15 protein-coding genes are annotated in these 14,966 nt (G+C 65.7%); 11 read left to right on the top strand and 4 right to left on the bottom strand.

Features of this window, described 5'->3' with window-relative positions:
• Positions 1-388: hypothetical protein (locus tag DF286_RS13330; protein WP_207790052.1), on the top strand; the 388-nt coding region annotated here is incomplete at its 5' end.
• Positions 389-491: 103 nt separating this feature from the next.
• On the opposite strand, the gene DF286_RS13335 is transcribed toward DF286_RS13330, so the two are convergent.
• Positions 492-818, bottom strand: coding sequence for a hypothetical protein (locus DF286_RS13335; protein WP_109272189.1), 327 nt, complete (start codon positions 816-818; stop codon positions 492-494).
• Positions 819-1,106: 288 nt separating this feature from the next.
• On the opposite strand from DF286_RS13335, the gene DF286_RS13340 reads away from it, so the two are divergent.
• Together DF286_RS13340 and DF286_RS13345 are read left to right on the top strand one after the other, a co-directional pair.
• Complete coding sequence (locus tag DF286_RS13340; RefSeq protein WP_109272190.1) at positions 1,107-1,814, top strand: type 1 glutamine amidotransferase; 708 nt, start codon at positions 1,107-1,109, stop codon at positions 1,812-1,814.
• 36 nt (positions 1,815-1,850) lie between these two features.
• On the top strand, positions 1,851-2,486 hold the full coding sequence (locus DF286_RS13345; RefSeq protein WP_109272191.1) for a flavodoxin family protein: 636 nt from the start codon (positions 1,851-1,853) through the stop codon (positions 2,484-2,486).
• A gap of 28 nt (positions 2,487-2,514) precedes the next feature.
• Here the strand turns inward: DF286_RS13345 and DF286_RS13350 are convergent, their stop codons facing one another.
• Together DF286_RS13350 and hppD are read right to left on the bottom strand one after the other, a co-directional pair.
• A complete protein-coding gene (locus DF286_RS13350) occupies positions 2,515-3,381 on the bottom strand; it encodes a J domain-containing protein (RefSeq protein WP_109272192.1) in 867 nt (288 codons plus the stop codon).
• An 86-nt stretch (positions 3,382-3,467) separates the two neighbouring features.
• Positions 3,468-4,538 carry a 4-hydroxyphenylpyruvate dioxygenase gene (gene hppD / locus DF286_RS13355; RefSeq protein ID WP_109272193.1) on the bottom strand — a complete coding sequence of 357 codons (1,071 nt, stop codon included), beginning with the start codon at positions 4,536-4,538 and terminating at the stop codon, positions 3,468-3,470.
• Between the two features lie 148 nt (positions 4,539-4,686).
• Between hppD and trxB the strand changes: the two genes are divergently transcribed.
• Complete coding sequence (gene trxB / locus DF286_RS13360) at positions 4,687-5,667, top strand: thioredoxin-disulfide reductase (protein WP_109272194.1); 981 nt, start codon at positions 4,687-4,689, stop codon at positions 5,665-5,667.
• 71 nt (positions 5,668-5,738) lie between these two features.
• On the opposite strand, the gene DF286_RS13365 is transcribed toward trxB, so the two are convergent.
• A complete protein-coding gene (locus DF286_RS13365) occupies positions 5,739-6,011 on the bottom strand; it encodes an acyl carrier protein (RefSeq protein ID WP_109272195.1) in 273 nt (90 codons plus the stop codon).
• A 123-nt stretch (positions 6,012-6,134) separates the two neighbouring features.
• Between DF286_RS13365 and DF286_RS13370 the strand changes: the two genes are divergently transcribed.
• From DF286_RS13370 to DF286_RS13400, 7 genes are all read left to right on the top strand, one after another.
• Entirely contained in the window at positions 6,135-7,658 is a 1,524-nt protein-coding gene (locus DF286_RS13370) for an acyl-CoA ligase (AMP-forming), exosortase A system-associated (RefSeq protein ID WP_109272196.1), read from the top strand.
• Positions 7,655-8,893, top strand: a complete 1,239-nt coding sequence (locus DF286_RS13375) for a pyridoxal-dependent decarboxylase, exosortase A system-associated (RefSeq protein ID WP_424141258.1) — start codon at positions 7,655-7,657, stop codon at positions 8,891-8,893. Before DF286_RS13370 ends, DF286_RS13375 begins: the two co-directional genes overlap by 4 nt.
• Positions 8,894-9,052: 159 nt before the next feature.
• Entirely contained in the window at positions 9,053-9,697 is a 645-nt protein-coding gene (locus DF286_RS13380; RefSeq protein ID WP_109272197.1) for an XrtA/PEP-CTERM system exopolysaccharide export protein, read from the top strand.
• Between the two features lie 38 nt (positions 9,698-9,735).
• Entirely contained in the window at positions 9,736-11,283 is a 1,548-nt protein-coding gene (locus tag DF286_RS13385; protein ID WP_109272198.1) for an XrtA system polysaccharide chain length determinant, read from the top strand.
• Positions 11,284-11,293: 10 nt separating this feature from the next.
• On the top strand, positions 11,294-12,259 hold the full coding sequence (locus DF286_RS13390; RefSeq protein WP_109272199.1) for a P-loop NTPase family protein: 966 nt from the start codon (positions 11,294-11,296) through the stop codon (positions 12,257-12,259).
• A complete protein-coding gene (locus tag DF286_RS13395) occupies positions 12,252-13,898 on the top strand; it encodes a porin family protein (protein ID WP_109272200.1) in 1,647 nt (548 codons plus the stop codon). The genes DF286_RS13390 and DF286_RS13395 overlap by 8 nt, the downstream gene beginning before the upstream one ends.
• An 11-nt stretch (positions 13,899-13,909) precedes the next feature.
• Positions 13,910-14,962 carry an XrtA/PEP-CTERM system-associated ATPase gene (locus tag DF286_RS13400; RefSeq protein ID WP_109272201.1) on the top strand — a complete coding sequence of 351 codons (1,053 nt, stop codon included), beginning with the start codon at positions 13,910-13,912 and terminating at the stop codon, positions 14,960-14,962.
• The last annotated feature ends 4 nt before the right edge of the window (positions 14,963-14,966 follow it).

Genomic DNA, 14,966 nt, shown 5'->3' on the forward strand with positions numbered 1-14,966 from the left:
GACCCATTGCGGACATTGCTGCTTAAAGTACGCTGCTCGCATGGAAAACGAGAGCGATCGGTACGAACCACTAGACCCCGACCAGGGTTGGGATCAGGAGTTAGCAGACGACCTCGTTGGCTCGACGCTCTTCATCGGGATCACGCACCTCGACAGTGAGGGTAATCTCGTGGAGCGTGAGCAAGTCTTCGGCACCGTGGAGAGCGTGGCGCAGCGAGCTGGAATTAGGCTTATCCAGACCGATGGCGAACCCTACGTAATTGCCCCTGTGCTCGACGCGATAGAAGCAGGCGAAACCGACTTCTATCAACTCTCTGAGGACCACGAGCTCGTTGAGAGTCCAGACTTCGTGGCGTGGATAACCGCTACACGTCCGCCCCTGAATTAAGCGACGTCGAATGTCCGCTATCCACCCGTTGCAGACATTCACGATAGGTTTCGTTCTTCGGCGGCCGGGATGGTCCGATACCGGTGGTTAGCGGACCTTCGCATCACACCTCGCCTTCGCCCTTGTAGCAGTGAATTGTGCCCCAAACCGTCTGCTTTCCCGGCTCGAAGTCGCGGAAATTTGCCCCGAGATGATCGTCGATCTCGTCGATATCGTCCTCCCCAAAAACCTCCTGCTCCTCGTCGATCTCTAAGACGCGGAGTCCGTGATGCTCTACGTCCCTCACGATGAGGGCACGAGCGATGTCTTCATCCGGAGCGACTGCAACCATCCACCCGCACGCCCCCTGCGCCCAATCAGGAAGAATATCTTGCTGCTCCTCGCGGCGCTCAAATGTGACAAGAGCTACCCACCAGCGTCCATCGGTCATGCGCTCACGTCCGATAATCCCAGCGCAGGGTCAATGTCCGCGATGGGTCGTAAGCTGACATAGCTCCCGCACATGAACGAATTTCCGGTTTGCGGCGTCACCGATATTGCCCTGGCCGTCCGCAACGGGCGCTTACCGGACGTCAACGTCGTCGTTGCCTCCCGAAGTCACCCGGTGCCGGTCATTCGAAAGGGGAGGCGGCGCGTCGGGGAGCTTGATGAACTCGCACCTCCGCTACCATCCTTTTCCTTGCCTTTTAACAGCCAAGCGGGTGAAGGGTCGGGCGCCATGCCTTCCACCAAGATCGGAATTCTGGAGACGGGCGGACCGCCTCGCGAGCTGGCGGAGCGGTTCGGCGACTATGCTGCCATGATGCGCAGAATGCTCGGCGAGGGTTATGCCTATGCCACCTACGATGTTGCCGACGCGCTACCCGCCACGCCGGAGGAGCAGGACGCCTATATCGTGACCGGTTCGCCGGCGGGCGTTTATGAAGACCATGCCTGGATCGAGCAGCTGATCGGTTGGCTGCGGCAGGCGAAGGGCCGGGCGAAGCTGGTCGGCATCTGTTTCGGCCATCAGGTGATGGCGGAAGCCTTCGGCGGGCGCGTTGCCCAATCCGACAAGGGTTGGGGGATCGGGCTTCACCGCTACCAGCTGCACGAGCGGACCGAGTGGATGGACCATGCGGCGGCCATCGCCATTCCGGTTTCGCACCAGGATCAGATCGTCGAGCTGCCGCCGTTCAGCCGCATCGTCGGGGGGAGCGACTTCTGCCGCGTCGGCATCCTCGCTTATGAGGATCAGCCGGCCATCTCCTTCCAATGTCACCCGGAGTTCGAGCCGGCCTTCGCCAAGGCGCTGATCGAGGCACGGCGCGATCGTCTGCCCGATCCGGACGCGGCCATCGCTTCGCTGGACCAGCCCGACGACCGGGAGCGTGTTGCCGGCTGGATCCGCCGCTTCCTCGATGGTCTGGCGGCGGAACGAAGCTGAGGCGGCGTGCGTCCTTCTCCTCGACAGGAGAAGACCATGCCCCTCACCGCCATCGCCCTCAACTGCAGTCTCAAGGCTCGCGCGGACGAAACCTCATCGACGGACAAGATGATCGGCGTCATCGCCGACGCGCTCCGACGTCATGACGTCACTTTGAACGAGACGATCCGTGTCGTGGACCATGAGGTGAAGGCGGGGGTGACGTCGGACGAGGGGGAAGGGGACGCCTGGCCTGAAATCCGCCGGCGCATCCTTGCCGCCGATATACTGATCCTCGGCACGCCTGTCTGGCTCGGCCAGATGTCGAGCGTCGCCAAACGCGTGCTGGAGCGGATGGACGCGTTCCTCGGCGAGACGGACGACCGCGGACGAATGCCAAGCTTCTCAAAGGTCGCCGTGGTAGGCATCGTCGGCAATGAGGATGGCGCCCATTCGATCACCGCCTCGCTCTACCAGGCGCTGGGGGACGTCGGCTGGACGATCCCGGCGGGCGGCGCCTGCTATTGGGTCGGGGAGGCGATGGGCAAGGCGGATTTCAAGGATCTGCCTCAGGTGCCTGGGAAGGTTCAGCAGACGGCCGACATGCTTGCCTCGAACGCGGCGCATGTCGCGCGAATGCTCAAGGCAGAGCCTTATCCCGGCCTTCCGGATCAGTCCGGCGGAGGCGCTTAGGGCTTCGCTCGTCGCCATGACGATCCATTCAATCCCAGGCGGCAGCGACACTTTCATAGGTGATGGCGCTCGCCGTCTGCATGACGTCAAGGGTCGTTTGACCGACGTCGGTCTCGGCCAGGGTGAAGATGATGGCCGACGGCACGGCAAGCGCGAGCAGGGCATGCTTCCATTGGTCGGAACGTTGCGCGCGCCAGCTATCCTTCAGGGTGCCCCGTTCCTGCGGCCGGAGATATTCGAGATATTTGAGCATGTTGCTGCCGAATACCGAATGCGAATCCGAGCTCGCCGCTATCTCCATGGCGAGGCTCTTGGCGATCCTCGCATCGCCCCGCGTGTAGAATCGCAGCGCGCTGTTCCAAAGAAGCAGGATGTCGCTGCCCCGCGGGCGCTCGCCGCCCCGGGCATTGCGGTAGATGGCCAGCGGCGTCAGCAGGACGCCCGGCAAGCTCCACCAGCCGAAGCAGGCGGAAATCAGCGTAGCCCTGAGCGAGGCTCGCCTGGCGCAGGGCGCGCAAAACATGCCCGATGTCGGCCGTCGGCTGGCGTAGATCAGGTTCGAGACGACGCTCCAATAGATGGCGAAGCGCGGGCGTGCGGTCGGCTTGCGGCAGAAGTGGCAGCGCAGCGGACTGGCATTCGGGCGGGACCCGAACTCCGGAAATGTCGTGAAGGTTTGCGGAACCCCGACCGTCGAGGCGTCATAAGCGAGCTTCAATCTGGGATTGCGCAAAAGCCGGTAGGCTTCGTTGAGGCGCTGGAACTCGCGAGTGGAATCCCTCGACGGGTTCGCGTCCGGATGGAGCTTCTTGGCTTTCCGCCGATAAGCGCGCCTGATCTCGCCCGGCGGGGCATCGGGCTCGACGCCCAAAGCGACATAAGGGTCGAGACTCATACGGGCTCTCTGATAGGGCGCCTCGTCAACTATGCACGAGGCGCCCTTCGGTGCAACTCCGCGTCAGAGATTGGTGCAGTGGCGCGTCAAGCCTCCGCCTTCGCCGGAAGAACGCCGCGGCGAATCTGGTCGAGCTCGATTGACTCGAACAGCGCCTTGAAATTGCCTTCGCCGAAGCCCTGATTGCCCTTGCGCTGGATGATCTCGAAGAAAATCGGCCCGATCATATTCTCGGTGAAGATCTGGAGCAGCAGGCCCTCGCCGGTTTCGGGAGAGCCGTCGATCAGGATCCTGCGCTTGCGCATCTCGGCGACGTTATGGCCGTGGCCGGGCAGGCGCTCGTCGATCATGTCGAAATAGGTGTCCGGGCTGTCCTGGAACTTGATGCCGTTGGCGCGGAGCTGGTCGACCGTGGCGAAGATATCGTCGGTGGCAAGCGCGATATGCTGGATGCCCTCGCCTTTATACTCGCGCAGGAACTCCTCGATCTGGCTGTGCTCGTCCTGCGATTCGTTGAGCGGAATCCGGATCTTGTCGTCGGGCGCTGTCATCGCGCGCGAAAGGAGTGCGGTCTGCTGGCCCTCAATGTCGAAATAGCGGATCTCGCGGAAGTTGAAGATGCGCTCGTAGAACTCCGCCCAATGGTTCATCCGCCCGCGGTTCACATTGTGGGTGAGGTGGTCGAGGGTGTGAAGGCCGGCCGAGTTGCGGTCGCGGACCGCGCCGGGGACCGGCTCGAAATCCACGTCGTAGATCTGCTCGGCGCCGTAGCGGTCGACCAGGTAGAGGAGCGAGCCGCCGATGCCCTCGATGGCGGGGATGTCGAGCTCGCCGGGGCCGTGTGGCGTCTCGACGCGCGTGGCGCCGCGTTCCACCGCCAGTTCAAGGGCTTTCCTGGCGTCCTTCACACGAAATGCCATGGCGTTGGCGGAGGGGCCGTGGGCGCCGCGGAACTCGGAGGCTTGGCCGGCGGGCTCCATGTTCAGGATGAAGTTGATGTCGCCCTGGGCGTAGTGGCGGACATTCTTGCTCTTGTGGTTGCCGATATGGGTGAAGCCCAAGGCGGTGAATAGGCCGGCGAGGGCCTCCGGATCGGGGCCGGTGAACTCCACGAATTCGAAGCCGTCGAGGCCAAGCGGATTGTCGTGCGCGGTCATGGGAATGAACCTTCTTGAACGGGAATGAGACTATGCCGCCCCTCTACCAGCGCGGCCCATTCGCCGCAAATGGAGGGGGAGGTTGCGCCGGGAGCCTACAAGCCCCTATCTCGGCCGTCGAACCACTCCATTCGCTCGAAGGACTAGCATGGCCGCGACTCATTCCACCCGCATGCTCATTCTCGGCTCCGGCCCGGCCGGCCTCTCCGCCGCCATCTATGGTGCGCGCGCCGGGCTCGCGCCGATCGTGGTCCAGGGCATCCAGCCTGGCGGTCAGCTCACCATCACCACCGACGTCGAGAATTATCCGGGCTTCGCCGACGTCATCCAGGGCCCTTGGCTGATGGAGCAGATGCAGAAGCAGGCGGAGCATGTCGGCGCGCAGATGATGTGGGACACGATCGTCGAGGTCGACTTCTCCCAGCGGCCGTTCCGCCTGATCGGGGACGGCGGCACCATCTATTCGGGCGACACGGTGGTGATCGCGACGGGAGCCCAGGCGAAATGGTTGGGGCTGCCCAGCGAGGAGCGCCTGTCCGGCAAGGGCGTCTCGGCCTGCGCCACCTGCGACGGCTTTTTCTACCGCGGCAAGAAGGTGGCCGTCATCGGCGGCGGCAATACCGCGGTCGAGGAAGCCCTCTACATGACCAACCACAGCCATGACGTCACCCTGATCCATCGCCGCGATTCCCTGCGGGCCGAGAAGATCCTGCAGGACCGGCTGTTCGCGCACCCCAACATCAAGGTGCTGTGGAACAAGGAGGTCGCCGAATTTGTCGGGGGAGGGGAGCCCGAAGGCCTGGTCGCCCTTGACCTGCGCGACACGGTGACCGGCGCCGTTTCCCGGCTCGACGTGGAGGGCGGCTTCGTCGCGATCGGCCACGCGCCGGCCACGAACTTGTTCAAGGGCCATCTGAAGCTCGATCGCGACGGCTATATCGAGGTCGAGACCGGCAGCACCCGCACCAGCGTCCCCGGCGTCTTCGCCTGCGGCGATGTGATGGACAAGATCTACCGCCAGGCCGTCACCGCCGCCGGCACCGGTTGCATGGCCGCGCTCGATGCGGAGAAATATCTGGCGGAAGCGGATTTCGAGGCCTCGACGCAGGCGAAGGCGGTCAACGCCTGATGTTCCCCGGCGAAAGCCGGGGCCCATTTTCGCAGCCTCTGTGGATCCCGGCTTCCGCCGGGGAACGCCGGTCAGCGCAGCCCCTTGGCCCGCGCAAAGGTCAGCAAAGACCCATAGGTTTCAAGCATGTCGGCATCGACTTCATGATCCTCTATGAGGATGCCGAGCCGTTCCTCGAGCTCGGTCAAAAGCCCCGCCACCGCCATGGAGTCAAACTCGGGTAGGGCTCCGAACAAGGGCGTCGCCTCGGTGAAGCCGGCGACCCGGTTACGGTCGAGGCCGAGCACGTCCACCAGCACCGCCCGCAGCGTCATGTCGATATCGCCTGCATCGTCCAGCGGCATTGGCGTTCCTTTGTCAGCCATTATGGGGCCGGCGGACTAGACGTTTCGGGGGCGGCGGACAAGCAGGAAGCCGGTTCCGCCCTGGCGGCCAAGGCGCTATGCGGCACCACGAAGGAGTAGCGCGTGGAAGGCCCCGATCCCAACCCCCGGCCGCTGGACCATCTGACCCAGAAGGGCGAGCCGCAGGCGCCGGCGCTGCTGACGCGCGAGGGGGCGCTGGATTATGCCGGCCTCGAGCGGGCTGTGGGGGCACTTGCCTCGGCGCTCAAGGCGAGGGGGCTGAGAGCCGGCGACCGGCTCGCGAGCTGGCTCCCCAAGACGCGCATGACGAGCGTGCTTCCGCTCGCCTGCGCTCGGGCAGGGCTGGTCCATGTGCCCATCAATCCGCTGCTGAAGCACCGCCAGGTGGCGCATATTCTCGCCGACAGCGGCGCCAGCCTGCTGGTCACCGGGGCGGCCCGGCTCGCGACCTTGGCGGAGGGCGATCTGCCGCAGGGCTGTGTCGCCATCGAGGAAGAGGAAGGGACGGCGATGCTGGCCGGTTCCGATCGAACGGCTCCGTCCCGAGCCGATCCGGCCGATCTCGCCGCGCTTCTCTACACTTCGGGCTCCACCGGCCGCCCGAAAGGCGTGATGCTGAGCCACGCCAATCTCTGGCTGGGCGCCGTCAGCGTCGCCCATTATCTCGGCCTCACCGCTGCGGACAGGACGCTCGCCGTGCTGCCGCTGAGCTTCGACTATGGTCAGAACCAGCTGCTTTCGACCTGGGCGGCGGGGGGCGAGGTCATCCCGATCGAATATCTCTCGGCGCGCGACGTGATACGCGCAGTGGGGCGTCATGACGTCACCACGCTCGCCGGCGTGCCTCCGCTCTGGGTTCAGATGATCGAGGCCGTCTGGCCACCGGAGGCCGCGCTCTCGCTGAGGCGGCTCACCAATTCGGGCGGACGCCTGTCGCCGTCGGTCATCCGCCGCATGCGCGAGATGTTCCCGGCAGCGGAGGTATTTCCAATGTACGGGCTCACCGAGGCCTTCCGCTCCACCTATCTCGACCCCGTCCTTGTGGACGAGCATCCGGACTCGATCGGCACCGCGATTCCCTTCGCCGAGGTGATGGTGCTGAGAGCCGACGGGACACAGACGAAGCCGGGCGAGCCGGGGGAGCTCGTCCACGCCGGCCCCTTGGTGGCCCAGGGTTATTGGAACGATCCCGGGCGCACGGCCGAGCGTTTTCGGCCGGCTCCACCCGTGTCGCGTTATGGCGGCGTGGCGGTCTGGTCGGGCGACACGGTCAAGCGGGATGAGCAGGGCTTGCTCTACTTCGTCTCCCGCGAGGACGCGATGATCAAAACGTCGGGCAACCGCGTCAGCCCCACGGAGGTGGAGGAGGCCGCGATCGCCAGCGGCCTCGTCGCCGAAGCGGTGGCTATGGGCGTATCCGACGACCGGCTCGGGCAGGCCATCGCTCTCATCGTCCGCCCGGCGCCGCCGCGCGGCCGCGAGGTGGGGGCGGACCTTCGCGACTACCTCAAGCGTGAGCTCCCCAATTTCATGCAGCCGGCGCACATCCTGTGGCGGGAGGAGATGCCGAAGAGTCCGAACGGCAAGCTGGACCGCGAGGCACTGAGGCAGGAGCTGATGGCATGAGCAAGCCGATGCGTGCGATTCCGGCGGACTTCATGGCCAGGGGCGCCATGCTCCACGTCGGCGGGCGGAGCGTCGAGGATCTCATCGCCGAAGCGGGGGGCACGCCGCTGTTCGTGTACGATCTGGGCATGGTCGCCGCGCGGATCGCGCGTTTCCGCGCTGCCTTTCCGACAATCCAGCTGCACTATGCCGTAAAAGCAAATCCTTACAGGCCACTCCTGGATTTCATTATAAGCCTGGTGGATGGCCTCGATGTCGCTTCCGCGGGCGAGCTTCGCCTAGCGGTGGCAAGCGGAGCGGAGGCTGCGAGTATTTCCTTCGCCGGACCTGGCAAGCGCGACTTCGAGCTCGAGGAGGCGATACGGACGGGCGTCACCCTCAACGTCGAATCCGAGGGCGAGGTGGCTCGGGCGCTGGGCATCGGCGAGCGGTTCGGCCTGCGTCCCCGCATCGCCGTCCGCGTAAATCCGGATTTCGAGATCAAGGGCTCCGGCATGCGGATGGGCGGCGGCGCCAAGCCCTTCGGCGTCGATGCGGAGCGGGTGCCGGCACTGGTCCGCACCATCATCGAGGGCGGCGCCGAATGGCGCGGTTTCCACATCTTCGCCGGTTCACAAGCCGTGCGCGCCGAAGCTCTGATCGAAGCCCAGCGCGCGACGCTCAATCTCGCGGCCGAGCTCGCCGACGCGGTCGGGGAGCCTCCGCCGCTGGTCAATCTCGGCGGCGGCTTCGGCATTCCCTATTTCGCGGGCGAGGAGCCGCTCGACGTCGAGGCGATCGGGTATGCGCTCATGGAGGCGCGCGAGCATCTTCCCCGTTCCCTGAAAAGCTCCGTCTTTGCGATCGAGCTGGGTCGCTGGCTTGTCGGGGAGGCGGGGGTCTATCTCACTCGCATCGTCGATCGGAAGGTGAGCCACGGCAAGACTTTCCTCGTCACGGACGGCGGCATGCATCATCAACTCGCCGCCTCGGGCAATTTCGGCCAGGTCGTCCGCCGCAACTACCCGGTCGCCATCGCCAATCGGATGAACGAGGCCGCGGCCGAAGAGGCGAGCATCGTCGGCTGCCTCTGCACGCCGCTCGACCGTCTGGCCGATGATGTCATGGTCCCGCGCGCGGAGCCGGGCGACGTCGTCGCCGTTTTCATGGCGGGCGCCTACGGCCTGTCGGCCAGCCCGCAGGCGTTTCTCGGCCAGCCACCTGCGCTCGAAATGGTGGTCGGCGGGAGCGATTAAACCCTGACGCCCCGCGCGTCCCAAAGCGGGACCGGCCCTCCAGGCCACCTTGTTCCTAACCGTAATTTTACCTCTTGAGGTCATAGCAGACCGCAAGTCTGCGCCCAGTCTGTCCGTGTCCGGGCGGCGTGGAGGACCGAATACCAAGAGGATCAAGCCATGCGCGCACTCGCCCAATCCAAACTCGCTGTTGCTCTTGGCGCCGCCGCGCTTGCGCTCGGCGGCTGCGCCAGCGCGGGCTCGACCGGCAACACGCTCCCGCCGGCCAGTTTCGTCGGCAACGGTGATGTCGTCACCGACGAATATATCATCGGCGCCCTCGATGAGCTCACCATCTTCGTGTGGCGCAATCCGGAGCTTGGCGCCAAGGTGCAGGTGCGCCCGGATGGCCGCATCACGACGCCGCTCATCACCGACATGCAGGCCGTCGGCAAGACGCCGACCCAGCTCTCCGAAGACATCAAGGCGGCGCTCGTCCAATATATCGAGGAGCCACTGGTCTCGGTGATGGTCGACAAGTTCCAGGGGACGTTCGGCCAGCAGATCCGCATCGTCGGCGCGACCGAGAAGCCGGCGTCGATACCCTACCGAGCGAACATGACCTTGCTCGACGCCATGATCGCCGTTGGCGGTCTTTCCGAATTTGCCGCGGGCGACAAGGCCCGGCTCATTCGCCAGGACCCGTCGGGGAGGCAGAAGGAATATGATCTCCAGATCGCCAGCCTCCTGAAGCGCGGCGACACACGCGCGAACGTCCGTCTCGAGCCCGGCGACGTCATCATCATCCCCGAAAGCATGTTCTGAGGGGCGGAATCGGACGGGACCAGGAGATTTCGGCTTCGATGGACGGACTTTACGAACAGCTTCGCATAGCGCTGCACTCCGTCTGGAGGCGCCGATGGCTGGCGCTCGCCGTCGCCTGGGCGCTGTGCCTTGCGGGCTGGCTCGCCGTCGCGCTCATCCCCAACAGCTATGAATCGAAGGCGCGGGTGTTCGCGCAGATGCAGTCGATCCTGCCAGAGCAGATCGGCATCACCGCGGCCGAGCGCCAGCGCGACCTGCTTCGCGTCAAGCAGACGCTGACCTCGACGGAGAATCTGGAGAAGGTCATCCGTCGCACCGACCTCAACCGACTGGTTGCCTCCGATCGCGATCTCGCCGCCCAGGTGGCGGGGCTGAGGGAACGCATCACGATCGTTGCCCAGCAGGACAATCTGTTCGAGATCAGCGCCACCTCCGGGATCGGCAGCTTCTCCAATGCCGAGAACGCCCGCACGGCGGCGGCGGTGGTCCAGAACCTCCTCGACCTCTTCGTCGAGGAGAATCTCGCCGGCAATCGTGCCGAGACGGGCCAAACGCTAGCCTTCCTCGAAGAGGAGCTTCGCCAGCGCCAGGTCGGCCTTCAGCAGGCCGAGCAGCGGCGCATGGAGTTCGAGGCTCGGTTCCTCGGCGCGCTGCCCGGCCAGGGCTCGATTGCCGAGCGCGTCTCGGCGGCTCGCGTCGAGCTGGCGGGCCTGGAGCAGCAGTTGATCGCCGAACGGAGCGCGCTGAACGCGATCCGCAGCCAGATGGCGGGAACCCCGCCGACGATCGCCGTGCCGGGCTATGCCGCGGCGGGCGGCGGCGGCTACGCCACTGCCCAGATTGCCGTCCTCGAAGGGCAGCTTGCCCAGTTCCGGGCCAAAGGCTGGACCGACAGTCATCCGGATGTGGTTTCGACCCGTGGCCAGATCGCCCGGCTGCAGGAGCAGGCAGCGCGCGAAGCAAAAGACGGGTCGGGGCCCGGCACGACGCCCAATCCCGCCTACATCTCGCTGCAGTCGATGGTGGCCGAGAAGGAGGCCAAGGTCGCCGCGGCTGCCGCGCGCAAGGCCCAGCTCGAAAGCGGCATGGCGCAGATCGAGGCGTTGCAGGCGTCGCAACCCGACGCGGCCGCCGAGCAGGCGCGGCTCGATCGCGATTATGAGGTGCTGAAGCGTCAATATGAGGAGCTTCTGGCCAAGCGCGAGCAGGTGAGCCTCAGGAGCGACGTCCAGAGCAAGACCGACGCCATCGATTTCCGGATCATCGATCCGCCCTCGCGGCCGACGGTTCCCGCAGCCCCGAACCGCCCCCTGCTGTTGTCGGTTATCCTGGTCGTTGCGATCCTGGCGGGGATCGGTGCCGCCTTCGCCCAATCCCAGCTTCAAACGACCTTTCCGACGCAAGGGCGCCTTGAGCAGGCGACCGGGCTGCCGGTGCTCGGTTCCGTGCGGGAAGTGTTCAGCGCCGAGGCTTTGGCCCACCGCAGGCAGCGTCTCAAATGGTTCGCGGGCGCAGGGGGCGCGCTCGCCGGGAGCTACGCGCTCCTGATGCTCGTCGAATTCTGGCAGCGCAGCACGGTGGCGTGAGGGGGCGGATATGACACAAGGCAACGCCCTCAAATCCGGCGGGTCGCTCCTCGAGCGGGCGGCCCAGATCTATGATTTCAACTCCGGCCTGCGCATTGCACCGCCGGCGCCGCTCGCATCCGCGGTGGCGGAGGCCGCGCCCGTAGAGAAGCCGGCGGCAGAGACGCCGCCTCAGGTCGAGCGTCCGAAGGCGGAGAAGGCGCAAGTCTCGCCGCCGGCGGCGCCCCATCGCCCGTTGGCCGCGAGCCGGTTCGGAAAGGTGGACCGGGAAGCGCTGCGGACGGCGGGCTACATCCTGCCGGACGCGCCGGTCACCGGCCTCGCCGAGGAGTTCCGCATCATCAAGCGCCAGCTCCTGCTCGGCGTCAGCGGCGACCATATTGCCGAGGACAAGCGGCGGACGATCCTGGTCTGCTCGAGCCAGCCGAACGAAGGAAAGACCTTCTCGGCCGTCAATCTCGCCCTTTCTCTCGCCACCGAGAAGGATCTCGAAGTCCTTCTGGTCGACGGCGACTTCGACAAGCCCGAGGTGCTTTCCACCCTCGGGCTGGAGGAGGGGCCGGGCCTGATCGACGCGATCGCCGATCCTGCCGCGGACGTGGAGTCCCATGTGATCCGCACCGACATAGAGGGCCTTGCGGTGCTGCCGGCGGGGAGCCGCACCAACAACGTCACCGAGCTTCTCGCCTCGAGCCGCACGCGTCAGGTGCTCGCCGACCTTACCCGGCGTCATCCCCGGCGCATCGTCCTGTTCGACTCGCCGCCCGCCCTGATGGCGTCGCCGGCGACGGTGCTCGCCACCCATGTCGGGCAGGTGATGATGGTGGTGCGGGCGGACGTGACCACCGAATCCGATCTCAGGGAAGCGGTCGGTCTGCTTTCCGGCTGCGATGCTGTGAGCCTCATGCTGAACGCCGCCGGCTTCGCCGCCAACGGCAGACGCTTTGGCAGCTACTACGGATATAGCCATGATTAGGCAGGCTTTTCTTCAGCCGATCGTGCGTGGCTGCGCGGCCTTGGCGGCGCTGGTCCTTCTCGCCGTTGCCGCGCCTCCGGCTTCGGCCCGTACCGACGTCGCGCCTTATCTGGAGGTGCAGCAGGTGCTGAGCGCCGATCTCAACGGCGGCGACGTGCTCACCTACACGGCCGCCGTCGCCGGCATCGACGGCCGCGTCAGCGCCCGGCGGTTCGAAGCCCAGATAAGCTATCGCTACGAACATCGCTTCGCCTGGGACGACGATCTTTCCGACGACAATGTACACACCGGCATTGCCCAGGCTCGCCTAGACGTCGTGCCGAACCTGCTGAGCCTCGATGCCGGCGCGCTCGCCGCGCGTTCTCGCGCCGATGCACGCGGTCCGGTCCTGGGCTTCAACACGGTCGATGCGCCCAACGTCGCGGAAGTCTACAGCGCCTATGTCGGGCCGACCCTGTCTACGCGGGTCGGGGGCCTCGATGTCGGTGCGAGCTATCGCCTCGGCTACGTCCATGTCGATGACCACAGCCTGGCCGGCGATCCGGACCGGCCGGCCTTCGACCCCTATGACAGCTCGGTCGTCCACAATGCCGACGCCAGCGTCGGCATGGGGCCCGGGCGCCTGCCGTTCGGCTGGACCATCGGCGCCGGCTATGTGCGCGAGGAGGTGGACCGCCTCGATCGCGAATTCGAGGGACAATATGTTCGCGGCGACATCGTCGTTCCCGTGTCCCACAGCCTGGCCCTGACGGCGGGTGTCGGTTATGAAGATATCGAGGCCAGTCAACAGGATATCCTTCGAGATGTGGGCGGTGTACCAATCATTTCGCCCGATGGCGATCTGATCGCCGATCCGACGAAGCCGCGTCTTCTGACCTACGACACGGACGGGCTCATTTACGATGCCGGCGTGATCTGGCGGCCAAGCCGTCGCACCGAGTTGCAGGCGCGGGTTGGGCATCGCTATGGCGGCACGACGGTCGTCGGTTCGCTTCGCCACGCGCTGAGCGACGCCTATGGCCTTTCCGCCAACGTCTATGACAGCGTGTCGACGTTTGGACAGCTGACTTTGACTAATCTCAATGGCTTGCCGGCTAACTTTAACGTCAATCCCAATCCGCTGAGTCCTGGCCTCGGCGGCGTCGGCGGCTGCGTTTTCGGCGAGGAGGGCGGGAGCGGCGTCTGCTTCGACGATGCCTTCCAGTCGATCGACAGCTCCAACTTCCGCATACGCGGCGCCAACATCCTTTTCTCCGGCGGCCGCGGGCCCTGGGGCATGGGCGTAGGCGCAGGCTATGCGCAGCGCCGCTACGTGCAGCCGGGCATCACGCTCGACGGCTTCACGCTCGATGGTCGCAAGGACCACAGCTTCACCTTGAACGGCTATGTGAGCCGCGCGCTGAGCCGCACGTCGAGCGTCAATGTGAACGCCTATGCGGCGTGGTTCGACAGCGGCCTTCCCGGCAGTCCCGAAAGCGTCGGCGCCGGGATCAGTGGCAGCTATCACCGGACGCTCTGGATCGATCGTCTCCAGGGCTATGCCGCGGCCGGGCTCTTCACCAGCGACAGCGGCGACTTCGACGGCGATTTCGACAGCACGATCGCCTCCGGCCTCGTCGGCCTCAGATATACTTTCTAGCGGAGCGGGCGATGTACACCGACCATTATGGCTTCACAGACCAGCCTTTCCAGCTGACGCCCGACGCGCGCTTCTACTTCGACAGCCGCACCCACAAGAAGGCGATGGCCTATCTCGGCTACGGCCTGGCCCAGGGTGAAGGCTTCATCGTCATCACCGGTGACATCGGCGCCGGTAAGTCGACCTTGGTGGCGCACCTCCAGGCGACCATCGATCGCGCCCGCCTCAATGCGATCAGCATCGTCTCGACCCAGGTCGAGGGTGACGACATGCTTCGCCTCACCGCCCAGAAGCTCGGCATCGCCACCGACGGTGTCGCCAAGGCGCGGCTGCTCGACCTGGTCGAGGAGCGCCTCGCGGAGGAGGCGCGGCGGGGCAAGCGCACGCTTCTCATCGTCGACGAGGCGCAGAACCTGCCGCACTCCGCGCTGGAAGAGCTGCGCATGCTGTCCAACTACCAGGCGGGCGGGCGGGCGCTCTTGCAGATTTTCCTGCTTGGCCAGCCCGAGTTTCGCGATGAGCTCGCCCATTCGGAGCGGCTGGAGCAGCTTCGCCAGCGCGTCATCGCCACCCATCATCTGGATCCGATGGAGGCGAGCGAGATAGAGGGGTACATCCTCCACCGCCTCCGCATCGTCGGCTGGCGGGATCGTCCGAGCTTCGAGGCTGGCGCCTTCGAGGCGCTCTATCGCCACACCAACGGCATCCCCCGCCGCGTGAACCAGCTGGCCAGCCGGCTGCTGCTCTACGCCGCCATGGAAGAGCTGGAGACGATCGGCGAAGAGACGGTTGAAGCGGTCGCCGCCGACATGGCGTCCGACAGTCCCCGCCCGGTTCCGCGCCAAGAGCCCGTCCTTCCGCTACACGCCTCCGCGCCGCGGAGGCCGGAGCCGACCGGGCAAGCGACCCAGCCGGTGCACGACCTGGCGCTCGAACGCCGCGTCGCCGAGCTGGAAACGCGCTTGGAGGAGCAGGAGAAGGCGATCCGCCGCGTTCTCATCCTGCTCGTCGATTGGATCGAGAATGGCGAGGGGCCGCCGGACTATCGCCACCGCGCGGCCTGAGGTC

The sequence above is a fragment of the Sphingosinicella humi genome (assembly GCF_003129465.1).
In the GTDB taxonomy this organism is placed as follows: domain Bacteria; phylum Pseudomonadota; class Alphaproteobacteria; order Sphingomonadales; family Sphingomonadaceae; genus Allosphingosinicella; species Allosphingosinicella humi.